This is a genomic window from Luteimicrobium subarcticum, assembly GCF_002798015.1.
Classification (GTDB): domain Bacteria; phylum Actinomycetota; class Actinomycetes; order Actinomycetales; family Cellulomonadaceae; genus Luteimicrobium; species Luteimicrobium subarcticum.
In genome coordinates, this window is sequence record NZ_PGTZ01000007.1 from 1 (window position 1) to 12277 (window position 12277).

Here is a 12277-nt window from a genome sequence, read left to right on the forward strand (position 1 = left end):
GCGCCGGCGATCGCGATCCCGGCATCGAGCCACGACCGTTCCCCGGTCGCCGCGAGGGCGATGTTCGCTAGAGCGCTGACTATCGCGGCCACCGCGGCCACGACCAACAACACTCCGGCGAGCGCGGTCCCGACGACGGGGATGAACGCGACCACGATCGCGAGGATCCCCGCGATCGTCGAGATCACATCGGCGATGTCCGCGATGGCGGCGACGACCTTCGACCCCCAGTCGTCCCACCAGGAGTCGTTCAGATCATCGTGTGCCGTGATGTCGGTGATCTGCGCGATCGCGTTGTCCGCAGCCCGGTCCCGGTCGCTGACGGCGGTGTCGATGTCGCCCTTCGCGGCGTTCACCACACCATGGGCCGCAGTGACCTGGTCACCCGCCGCATCAGCCTTGTGCTGGTAGACCGTCTTCTCGTGCGGGTCGGTGGCGTCGTCCGCGAGCTGCTGCCACCGCGACTTCGTCCCGGTCGCGTCCGCCGACTCGTCGAGCGCCGAGATCGCTGTGTTCAACGCCGCCAGCGTGTCCGACTGGACCCGGTCCAGCACCCCCGCGTACGTGACCAACGCGTTCCCCGCGGCCTCGTAGCGGCCATGGGCTTTCCGGATGTCCGCGATGACGTCTTCCTTGCGGTCCATCACCGCATCCACCGCTTGAGAGACCGTGCCGTCCACCGACAACCGGTCCAGAGCCGACGCCGCGTCATCGATCGCCGTCGCGACGTCCAGGTAGTCCCGACCGCCCGCCAGCACCAGCACCGGATCACCCGGCGTCGGATCGATGTCCAGACCCACCGGCGACCAATCGGACGGCCGACTCACCGCACGCCCCCGTCCGCGGCCACCGCGGTGTGCACCGACGTCCGAGCCTCACGCCCCCCGCAACCCCTGCGTCCCATGACGCGCGACCCTACCTACCCGACGGCGGTCACCACGATGGGGAGTAACTGCCCTGTGGATGGCCGGCGGAGTCACCGGTGTGCGTGGAGCGAAGCGACCCTCAGCGACCCTCAGGGCGTGAGGCTCGCCACCGCGTCACCGGCCGCCTCCCACCACAGCCGCGCGATCTCGCGGTGCCCGGTCGGGGTGGGGTGCACCCCGTCCGGGGCGACGAGCTCGTTCCCGCCGAGCGACGCGGCGAGCGTGCGGAGCGGCTCGGCCAGGGCGACGAACGCGGCGCCGCGCTCGGCGGCGAGCCGGCGGACGGCGTCCTGCTTGGGAGCGAGGTCCTCGGCCCACTCCTCCTGGTCGGGCGTCACGGGCAGCACCCACGGCTCGACGAGGACGGCGGGGATGCGGCGCTGCCCGAGCGTCGCGAGCAGGGTGGCATAGGTGTCGACGAACGCGTCGAGGGACGTCTCGTCGCCCTGGTCGTAGCGCCGCCAGGTGTCGTTGATCCCGACGTACACGGACACGAGCGACGGCATCGGGACGAGGACGTCGTGCTCCCACCGTTCCGCGAGGTCGCGCACCCGGTCACCGCCGGTGCCGGCGTTCACGACGTCGCACCCGGCGAGCGGTCCGGACGCCAGGTCGCGCACGTAGCCCCAGCCGAGGCGGAGCAGGTCGTCGCGCCAGCCCGCGTCGGTGATGGAGTCCCCCACGAGGACGACGGTGGGCTGGGCGGTCACGGGCGCTCCTGCGGTCCGGAGATGCGGTCGGTCGTCAGACTAACGCTGCTCCAGCGCACGGGTGCCCGGTCGGCGGAGACCGGCCGGGCACCCGGCTGAGCGCGGCGACGTCAGCGTCGCGGCGCGCCCCGGTGGAGCACTCCGAAGAGCGTGACGCCCCGGGTGGCCGCGGACGTCGCCGTCCCGTCCGACGCCCCGGCGCGGTGCGCGGTCACGACCACGGCGATCCTCTGTCCGATGTCGCGCAGCCGCGGGACGTAGGTGCTCGACGTGGCGCCGGAGACGGTCCGCCCGCCGACGGTCCACCGGTAGGTGAACGTGGTGTCGTCGAGCGACCACCGGCCCGGGTCGCCGGTGAGCCGCGCGCCGACCCGAGCCGTCCCGCGGACGCTCGGCGCCGTGGTGGCCCGCAGCGTCGTGTCGAGCGTCGCGAACCGGGGTGTCCCGGACGCCCCGATGGACCGCGAGTAGAAGTCCGCCATCCCGGCGGGGCCGGTGTTCTCGGCGTTCCAGGTCCGGGCGCCCCACGGCATCGCGAGCGTGTACTTCGGCGCAGCGGCCTCCTGCTCCGCGGTCGGCAGGTAGAAGGTCTCGCCGATGATCATCGGCTTGCCGCCGTCCTCGGTCGCGATCGCGGACGCCTGGTCGTAGTACTTCTGCTGGTACTTGTCGAGGTCGTAGTAGTCGACCGCGAGGACGTCGTAGTAGTCCTTCCCTGGGTCGAAGCTGCGCCAGTCGTTCGCGTCGTACTCGGCCAGACCGCCGGGGACGCCCTCGTAGCGGTCGAACTTGGCGTCACCGTCGGCGTACCCGTAGTCGTCGGGCAGGTCCTGGACGTCCCACACCCACACGATGTTCGTGAGGCCCTTGGTCTTGACGAGGTAGTCGTGGAACATCCGGTACAGCGCGGGGGAGCCCTCGACCTGCGGCGTGGACGGGTCGTCGGGACGTCCGCCCCACCAGAACACGTGCTGGTTCATCTCGTGGAACGGCCGGAGCATGACGGTCACGCCGGCGTCCTCGAGCTGCTGCAGGTAGCGCGCGTACTCGTCCATCCGCTGCTCCCAGTTCTCGTGGATCGGCGTGCCGTCCGTGAGCAGCTGGTCGAACTGGTCCTGGTAGAGGTACGAGTAGACGTGGTTGGGGCTCGGCATGGTCTCGGGGCCGGTGTCGCCGCCCCAGCCGCCCTGGGCCTCCTGCGCCACCGTGTACTGCGGCGGGGAGACGTGGAACATGATCTGGACGAGGTTGCCGTTCGCCCACTGGCGCTTCACCTCGTCGATCATGTTCTGCCGGTAGGCCACGGTGCCGCCGGTGAGGAAGTCGGCCGAGTAGAGCGCCGGGTACACGCCGAACTCGCGGGCGACGCGCTGGTGCAGGACGTCCGTCGCGGCGGGGTCGGCGTACGACTGGTCATGGTGCATCGCGGAGAGCATCCCGTTGCCGGTGAGGCTCCGCAGGTAGTCGACGACGCCGACCGGCGGCGGCAGGTGTCGCACCCGGACGTCGAGCGTGACGTCGGGACGGACCGTGAAGGTGGTGCCGTCCGCGAACAGCGTGAGGCTGGTCAGGTGGACGCTCGCGCGTCCGTCGCGCTCGAAGTCGCCCTTGGGGGCGAGCCGGTCGGGTCGGCTCGCGAGCACGGACTCGTCGGTGGACGTCCACGTCGCCTGGACGATGCGGGAGCCGGCGGGCTTGGCCGCCTCGTCGTTCAGCACGGTGACGAGGTTGCTCACGCCGTCGGCGGTGAGCCGCGTCCTGGGGAACGTCACCGTCGGCGTCACGGGCTCCCGGTCGAACGTGAGCCGCACGTCGTCGAGGACGACGGACCCGCTCGCGACGCCGTTCTGCTGGTTGGCGTAGACGGCGAACGTGGTGACGCCCTTCGGGTCGAGCGTCCCCGAGCCGGACTTGGGGGCGAAGTCCGCGACGGGGATCGTGAGGTGCTGCGGCGCCGTCGAGGTCGCGTCGAAGCCGGCCACGCGTGACAGGTGCGCCTCGTAGGACGCGCCGTCGGAGAGCTGCAGCAGGACGTCCTGCCCGGGGGTGAGGTCCTGGACCCAGAGGTCGACGGACCGCAGCCCGGGCCAGTACCCGTCGGCGACCGGCCGGGAGACCCCGGCATACCCGCTGCGGTAGGTGTAGTCGAGCCGCATCGCGTGCCCGGACGACGCGGGGTCGAGGCTGTCCGCGCGGTGCAGCGCCACGTCGCCGCCGTTGGGGTTGCGCGAGTACGCCGCGGTCAGCGCGGCGTCGTCGGCGTATCCGTCGAAGTCGTCGAGGACCCGCTGGTAGCCGGTCCCGGCGTCGGCCGACACACCGGTCGACGCGTCAGCCGCAGGGACGGCTCCCGGGGCGGCGCCAGCGGGGGCCGTGGTCCCGCCGAGGGCGGCGAGAGCCGCAGCGGTCGTGACGGACAGGGTGAACAAGCGCTTCACAATGACCTCCTTGTCGAATGCGATGCCGTGAACCTATGAGCCACATTTGCAGGCTGTCAACGTTGACAGTTGGAGTATGAAGCGCTTAAGTGTGAAGCGGCAACCGGAGGACGCATCGCAGCGCTCCCCGGTCGCCGTGTCAGGCACGACAGGCAACGGAACAAGGTGGTTTCGCATGCTCTCCCTCGGCAGTACACGCACGACTCGACGGCTCTTCGCGGCAGGCGCCGCGCTCGCCGCAGCCTCTCTCCCGCTCGTCGGAGCGACCGCCGGACAGGCGCTCGCCGCACCAGAACGCGCACCGAGCACGGGGTCGGGACCGGTCACCGCATCGGTCGTCGTACCCGGCGGCGCGCCACAGGTCAGCCGTCTCGCGCTCGACGGCACCGCCACCACGAGAGCGGACCGGCCTGCCGCCCGCTCGGCCCTCGGGGCAGCACCCGGGTACGTCACGGGCACCACCGTCGCGGTGGACCCGGCGATCCGTCTCCAGACCGTGACGGGCTTCGGCGCCTCGCTCACCGACTCGTCGGCCTACGACCTGTCGCTGCTCCCCGCCGCCGACCGTGACGCCGTCATGACTCGCCTGTTCGACCCCGTCCGGGGCGCCGGGCTGAGCCTCCTGCGGCAACCGATCGGAGCCTCCGACCTCGCCCGCGAGATCTACAGCTACGACGACATGCCGGCCGGGCGGACCGACTACGGCCTCAAGCACTTCTCGATCGCCCACGACGAGGCGCAGATCCTCCCGCTGCTGCGCCAGGCGAAGACGCTCAACCCGGACCTCACCGTCGTGGCGTCGCCGTGGAGCCCGCCCGGCTGGATGAAGACCAGCGGGTCGATGATCGACGGGCGCCTCACCGACACGCCGCGGACCTACCGCGCCTACGCCGCCTACCTCGTCAAGTTCCTCCAGGCCTACCGCGACGCCGGTGTCGACGTGGACTACCTCACCGTCCAGAACGAGCCGCAGGCGCTCGAGCGCAGCGACTACCCGGGCACCAACCTGGACGTGGCCCAGGAGGCGAAGGTCATCGCGCAGCTCGGCCCGGCGATCAAGAAGGCCGGCCTGCGCACGAAGATCCTCGGGTTCGATCACAACTGGGGTGTGCACCCCTGGGACGCCGGACGCCTCGAGCAGGAGAACGGCGACCCCGAGGCGAACTACCCGCTCAAGCTGCTCGGCACGAGCGCCGCGCGATGGATCGCCGGGACGGCCTACCACTGCTACTACGGCGACCCGGCCGTGCAGAGCACGATGAAGGCGTTGCACCCGGACAAGGAGATCCTCGAGACCGAGTGCGAGGGCCTGAACCTCACCCGGGCGATGGGGACCCTGCAGAACTGGGGACAGTCCCTCACCGCGTGGAACCTCGCGCTCGACGAGAACCACGGACCGTTCGTCGGCGGGTGCAAGACCTGCACGGGCCTGGTCACCGTCGACGCGACGACCAAGAAGGTCACGTACAACGAGCGCTTCTACCTGCTCAGCGCCTTCTCCTCGTTCGTCCGTCCGGGCGCGCACCGCGTCTCCAGCACGTCGGTCAACAACATCGACGGCCAGACCGCGCAGGTCGACAGCGTGGCCTTCCGCAACCCGGACGGCAGCACGGCGGTCGTGGTCCGGAACCTCAGCTCCACCGAACCGCAGAGGTTCGCGGTCCGCGAGGGCTCGACGCAGTTCACGGCGACGCTCCCCGCGGGCGCGTACGCGACCTACAGCTGGGACGCACGGTGAGGGCGTCCCGGCGGCTGCTCGCGGCAGGCGCCTCGCTCGCCGCCACGGCGGCCCTCGTCGCGACGAGCGCCCCGTCGGCGACGTCGTTCCCGGCGTCCTCGAAGCAGCAGGTTCTCGACTACCTGACCTCGATCACCGGTAACCACGTCGTCGCGGGTCAGCACAACAAGGAGCCGGCGTCGCAGCCCAACCAGTACAGCCAGGTCGTCAAGAACGTCACCGGCCAGTGGCCCGGGCTCTGGGGCGGTGACCTCATGTTCAACGCCGCCGACGTGGCGAACCGGCAGCGCGTGATCGACCAGGCCAAGTCCGAGTGGGCGAACGGCTCGCTCGTCGCGCTCACCTGGCACGTCTGCCCGCCGACGCAGGGCAGCTCGTGCTCGTTCGACGGCGGCGTGAAGTCGCGCATCACGAACACCCAGTTCGACCAGGTGGTCACCGACGGCACAGCGCTCAACACCGCGTGGAAGAAGCGGCTCGACGAGGCCGTCCCGTACCTCCAGCAGCTCAAGGACGCGGGCGTCCCCGTCCTGTTCCGGCCGCTGCACGAGATGAACGAGACCTGGAACTGGTGGGGCGGCTACGGCGCCAAGAGCGCCCAGCTCTACCGGATCACGCACGACTACCTCGTCGGCAAGGGGCTCACGAACCTCATCTGGGTGTGGAACGTCCAGGACAACCCCGCCGGCGGCTGGTCGACCTATTACCCCGGGTCGTCGTACGTCGACGTCGTCACCCTGGACGCCTGGTACAAGGCGTACCCGAGCGCGTCGGACTACCAGCAGATCCAGTCGATCGCGGGCAGCAAGCCGATCGCGATCGCCGAGATGGGCACCATGCCGACGGAGGCGTTCCTCGCGTCCCAGCCGAAGTGGTCCTCCTTCATGATCTGGTCCGAGCAGCTCCAGGGCAGCAACACGAACGCCGCGATCCAGAGCACGTACTTCGACCCGCGCGTGCTCTATCAGGGCAAGCTCACCCTGCCCGCGGCGGGATCGGGCGGATCCGGCGGCAGCACCGGTTCCGCACGGACCGGCGCGATCACCGGGCTCGCCGGCAAGTGCGTCGACGTGCGCTCGTCCGGGACCGCGGACGGCACCGTCGTGCAGCTCTACACGTGCGCGACGGGCAGCGCCCAGACCTGGACGGTCGCCGCGCCGTCGGGCACCGGGACCGTCGTGAACCCGTCGTCCGGCAAGTGCCTGGACGTCGCGGGCCAGGGCACCGCGGACGGGACGGCGGTCCAGCTCTGGACGTGCAACGGCTCGGGCGCCCAGCAGTGGACGTACGACGCGTCCGCCCGGACCCTGCGCAACCCCCCGTCGGGCAAGTGCCTCGACGTGACCGGCCAGAGCTCGGCCGACAGCACCCCGCTGCAGGTATGGACCTGCAACGGCCAGACGAACCAGGTCTGGAACCTGCCCGCGGCGTGACCCCCCCCGGCGGCGGGCGTCCCACGACGTCCGCCGCCGGGCGGTCAGCCCCCCACGCGAAGGAGCGCGGTACGCATGACGACAGCACGACGGCGTGAGGTCCACGCCCCACCGGCCCGCGGCCGGGCCCTGACCGGCGGCCTCCTGGCCGTCGTCCTCGGGCTCGGCCTCGGAGCGGGCACGATCGGTGCGGCCCAGGCCGCGCCCGGAGGAGACATGACCAGCCCTGACCTGACCGACCCCGCGTCGGCCGACCTCGGACCGTCGCTCAACACGACGTTCGTGACGCACGACGGCAAGCACCTCGAGCTCGACGGCTCGACGTTCCGGTTCGCCGGGACGAACGCGTACTGGCTCGGCCTGGACGAGAACGTGCCGCCGGGCACGGTCGACTACCCGACGGCGTTCCGCATCCGCGACGCGATCGACACGGCGTCGGCGATGGGTGCGACCGTGGTCCGCTCGCACATGCTCGTCTCGACGGGCACCGCGAAGTCGGTGCTGCCCTCGAAGGACGCCGGCTACCAGCAGGGCGCGTTCGACACGATCGACTACGCGATCGCGTACGCGGGGAGCAAGGGGATCCGGCTCGTCCTGCCCCTGACGGACAACTGGGCGTACTACCACGGCGGCCTGCGGGACTTCGCGCGCTCGTACGGCCTGTGCGCGAGCTCGACCGCGGACTGCCCGGAGTTCTACTCCGACCCCCGGGTCGTCGCCGACTTCCAGGACTACGTCCGCACCGTGCTCGACCACGTCAACCCCTCCACCGGCCTCGCGCTCAAGGACGACCCGACGGTCATGGCGTGGGAGCTCGGCAACGAGCTCGAGGGCATGACGCCCGCCTGGATCGACACGATCGCCGCCCAGCTCCGCGCGCAGGCACCGCGGCAGCTCGTGGCCGCGGGCCGGCGATTCGACATCGACCCCGACACGCTCGCCGCGAAGGACGTCGACATGGTCGACGTGCACTACTACCCGCCGACGACGGCGAAGGTCCGCGCGGACGCGAAGACGATCACGGACGCCGGCAAGGTCTACATCGCGGGCGAGTACGACTCGAACGTCGCGAGCACGCTCCTCCCGACGCTCGTCGACGACGCCGACGTCACCGGCATGCTGTCCTGGTCGCTCTTCCCGCACGACGACACGAGCGGGTTCGTGCAGCACGACGACGGGTTCCAGGTCCACTACCCGGGCGACTCGGAGAAGATGCGGGCGAACGTCGCCGCGCAGCAGGCGTACGCGAGGGCCCTCGGCGTGACGATCCACGCACCGGTCACCCGGGCGCCCCTCGTGACGTCCGTGACCAGCGACTACGGCCTGCACCGCCTCGCATGGCGCGGTGCGACCGGTGCCGTCGGGTACGACGTGCAGCGCCGGGACGGCGACGCGTGGAAGACCCTCACCGGCGAGCCCGTGGGCGACGCACCCTGGCTCGACACGGCCACGCAGGGCGCCGCGACGTACCGGGTCGTCCCGGTCGCCGCGGACGGCACCCGCGGGCCGGCGTCCGACCCCGTCGAGGTCGGCGCGGCCGAGCAGGTCCAGGTCGACGCCGTCGGCTCGCTCACCCCGCTCGCGGCCCACACCGGCGTCGAGGTGCGCCCGCTCGGCGAGGACGCCGTCGTCCACCCGCAGGGCGACGCAGCCGGCTCGGCGACCTGGGCGGCGCCGGGCGTGCGCGAGATCCGGCTGGACGTGGTCGCGCCGGACGCACCCCGGCTCACGCTGGCCGCCGGCACGTCCGGAGCGGCGTGGTCGACGCTCGACGCCGACGTCAGCGCTGCCGGCTCCGGCCGCTGGACGGTCACGGCCGCCATCCCGTCCGGCGCCGAGGCCGACACGGTCCGCGTCTCCTGGCCCGAGCGCGCGGTGCAGACCGGCGTCACCCGGGTCACGCCGCGCAGCGCCCCTGCCGAGGCGGTCCTCGTGGACCGGCTCGACGACCTGTCCCGCACGACGGCCCGGACGGGCTCGCTCGGGATCGACACCGGCAACGCGGCGCTGCTCGGCGGCGACGCGGCGCGGGCCAAGCGGGACGCGGCGGGCGCCGCGTCGGCCACCTGGAAGGTCTCGACCGACGACGCACCCGACGGCGTCAGCGGGTTCGACGCCACCGCGTACTACTGGCCCGACCAGGCGCCCGAGCGCCTCACGTTCGCCGTGTCGTCCGACGGCACGACGTGGCAGGACGTCACGCCGGCGCTGGCCACGACGGCGGGCGTGCAGGGCGGCGCGTGGACGCGGGACGTCGCGAGCGTCCGCGGGCTGACCGACGTCCGCTGGGTGCGCGTGAGCTGGCCCGACGGCAGCACCCCCGAGTGGGCGCAGCAGCTCGGCGAGCTGCGGCTCCTCGCGCCCGCGTCCGGTGCGTCTGCCCCGCCGGGTCCGGTCGTCCTCTCGACGCCCGCCGACGACGCGGCCGGCGTGCGCGGCGCGCCCACCCTCACCTGGCAGCCCGCGGCGCGCGCCGCGGTGTACCGGGTGACACTCTCCGCCCACGCGGACCTGTCCGACCCGGTCGCGACGACGGAGACGACCGCGACGTCGTTCGCCCCGGCGGTCACGTTGCGGGACGCCACGACGTACCACTGGCGGGTCGTGGCCGTGAACGGCACGGGCACGACGCCGTCCGCGGTCGCCTCGTTCACGACCGCCACGCGGCCCGTCGACCCCGTCGTCGTCGACGGCTACTCCTACGGGACCGACGCCGCGGTCGCCGCGGCCTACACCCGCAACACAGGCGGCGGCGCGGTCGCCCCGACCCTCGTGCCCTCGGGCGCGGGCACCGGGCACGGGACCGCGATGCGCCTGACGTTCGACCTCGGCAGCCCCGGGTACGCCGGTGTGACGCGCACCCTGCCGTCGGGCGTCCAGGACTGGTGGGGTTACGACGGCCTGTCGCTGTGGCTCGACCGCAGCGCGATGGCTGCCGGGCAGAAGGTCACCGTGCAGATCGTCGCGGGCGGCGCCTACTGGGAGGCCACCCTTCCGGACCCCGGGCCGCACGCGGCGGGCGTCGTCACGATCCCCTTCGGCGACTTCGCGCCGCCGTCGTGGGCGTCGGGAGAGTCGACGCTGGACCTCACGAAGGTCACCCAGCTGTCGTTCTACCTCGGCGGCTCCGGCGCGGGCGTGCTCGGCGTCGACGACGTGCGCGCGGTGCGCGTCGACACGAAGGCGCCCGTCGTGACCCTCTCCTCGGACCCCAGCGTGCCTGCCGGGTCGTGGGCGACGACTCCTGTGACGGTCACGGCGACCGCGCGAGACGACCTCGACGCGAAGCCCGTGGTCGAGACCCGCGTCGGCGACGGCCCGTGGTCGGCGGGACCGGCCGAGTCTGCCGGTCCGTCCCGGCTTGTGGTCGTTGACGCGGAGGGCACGACGACCGTGTCCGCGCGCGCCACCGACACCGCCGGGAACACGTCCGAGGCCGTCTCCACGACGGTGCGCATCGACACCGTGGCCCCGAGCGTCACGGCGAAGCTCGCCGGCCGCACGGTCACCCTCGCCGCCCACGACGCCACCTCCGGGGTCGCCCGCGTGGAGTACCGGCTCCCCGGCGGCGCGTGGACGACGTACGACAAGCCCGTCGCGGTCCCCGCCGGCGTGGGGTCGGTCGCCTTCCGGGCCACCGACGTCGCGGGCAACGCGTCCGCGGCGCAGGAGCTCGTCGTCCCCGGGACGGCACGCGCGGTGGTGGTCGCCCTCGCGCTGCCGCTCGTGGTGCGCGCGGGCGGGACGGTCGACGTCCTCGCGGTCGTCGGCGGCACCCACGGCGTCGCGACCGGCACGGTCACCGTGCGCGACGCGTCCGGCACGGCCGTCGGGTCCGGAACCCTGCGGTCCGGCGTGGCGTCGGTCCGCGTCACCGCCCCCACGCTCGCCGGCAGCACCGCGCTGACCGTCGAGTACACCGGCGACGCCACCTACGCGCCGTCGCGCACCACCACCTGGGTCCTCGTCACGAAGGGAGTGCGCTGACATGCGCCTCAGTCACGGAACGGGTGCGCTGCGGCGCACCGGAGCAGTCGGCATCGGCGTCGTCCTCGCGGCGTCCGTCCTCGTCGGAGGAGGTGGCGCAGTGGCGTCGTCGGGTCATGGCTCGGGGCACGGTCCTGGGCCGGTCGGTGGGCACGGCCGCTGCACGACGGCCGTCGCCGCCGGGACCCACCAGGTCCCGGTGACGTTCGGCGGGGCGCGCTACGACGTCCGCGTCCACGTCCCGGCGGGGGTGCGGAGCCCGGCGCTCGTCCTCGACCTGCACGGGAGCGGCGCGGACGGAGCGGCGCAGTCGGCGATCAGCGGTCTCGACGCGCTCGGCGACGAGAAGGGGTTCGTCGCCGTCGAGCCGGACGGGGCGATCCCGCTGAACGGCGGCTGGGCGTGGAACGTGCCGGGTGTGCCGACCACGGCCGGGCAGATGCCCCCCGCCGACGCCCGGGACGACGTCGCCTTCCTCGGTGCCGTGATCGACCAGGTGGGTCGGGTGGTGTGCGCCGACGACCGGCGCGTCTACGCGACCGGGTACTCGGGCGGCGGACGCATGGCGTCGGCGCTCGCGTGCCGGCTGTCCGACCGGCTCGCTGCCGTGGGCACGGTCGCGGGTCTGCGGGCGGGTCGGCCGTCGCCGCTCGACACGTCCGTCCCGGACGTCGCCGACTGCACGCCCACCCGGGCAGTACCGGTCGTCGAGTTCCACGGCGACGCGGACTACACCAACCCGTACCAGGGCAGCTCCGACCTGCGGTGGGGCTACACGGTGCCCGTCGCGGTGCAGACCTGGGCCCGTCTCGACGGCTGCCGGGTCGGCCCGACCACGACCGTCGTGTCGGAGCACGTCACGCGGTACGCCTACTCCCGGTGCTCGTCCGGTGCGGACGTGCAGCTCTACCGGGTCGCCGGCGGCGGCCACACGTGGCCGGGGACGAGCGTCGACCAGAGCAGCAACGGGACGGTCACGCAGGAGATCAGCGCGAGCCGGATCCTGTGGGACTTCTTCGCGGCGCACCCGCGGCGGTGAGGTCCC

General features: G+C 72.7%; 7 protein-coding genes. 4 read left to right on the plus strand and 3 right to left on the minus strand.

All coding sequences use genetic code 11. The features are described from left to right. The 3 genes from CLV34_RS05175 to CLV34_RS05185 form a co-directional block, all read right to left on the minus strand. Positions 1–800: hypothetical protein (locus CLV34_RS05175; protein ID WP_211289358.1), on the minus strand; the 800-nt coding region annotated here is incomplete at its 3' end. A 215-nt stretch (positions 801–1015) separates the two neighbouring features. Next, complete coding sequence (locus CLV34_RS05180; protein ID WP_100349243.1) at positions 1016–1636, minus strand: SGNH/GDSL hydrolase family protein; 621 nt, start codon at positions 1634–1636, stop codon at positions 1016–1018. A gap of 110 nt (positions 1637–1746) precedes the next feature. Continuing rightward, entirely contained in the window at positions 1747–4074 is a 2328-nt protein-coding gene (locus tag CLV34_RS05185; protein WP_100349244.1) for a glycosyl hydrolase, read from the minus strand. Between the two features lie 175 nt (positions 4075–4249). On the opposite strand from CLV34_RS05185, the gene CLV34_RS05190 reads away from it, so the two are divergent. The 4 genes from CLV34_RS05190 (at position 4250) to CLV34_RS05205 (ending at position 12271) form a co-directional block, all read left to right on the plus strand. Then, positions 4250–5812, plus strand: a complete 1563-nt coding sequence (locus tag CLV34_RS05190; RefSeq protein WP_100349245.1) for a glycoside hydrolase family 30 protein — start codon at positions 4250–4252, stop codon at positions 5810–5812. Next, entirely contained in the window at positions 5809–7245 is a 1437-nt protein-coding gene (locus CLV34_RS05195) for a glycosyl hydrolase (RefSeq protein ID WP_211289359.1), read from the plus strand. The genes CLV34_RS05190 and CLV34_RS05195 overlap by 4 nt, the downstream gene beginning before the upstream one ends. A 75-nt stretch (positions 7246–7320) precedes the next feature. Further along, a complete protein-coding gene (locus tag CLV34_RS05200; protein WP_100349246.1) occupies positions 7321–11232 on the plus strand; it encodes an OmpL47-type beta-barrel domain-containing protein in 3912 nt (1303 codons plus the stop codon). A gap of 1 nt (position 11233) precedes the next feature. Beyond that, the gene (locus CLV34_RS05205) at positions 11234–12271 is read left to right on the plus strand and encodes an extracellular catalytic domain type 1 short-chain-length polyhydroxyalkanoate depolymerase (RefSeq protein ID WP_100349247.1); all 1038 of its coding nucleotides are present in this window, start codon (positions 11234–11236) and stop codon (positions 12269–12271) included. The last annotated feature ends 6 nt before the right edge of the window (positions 12272–12277 follow it).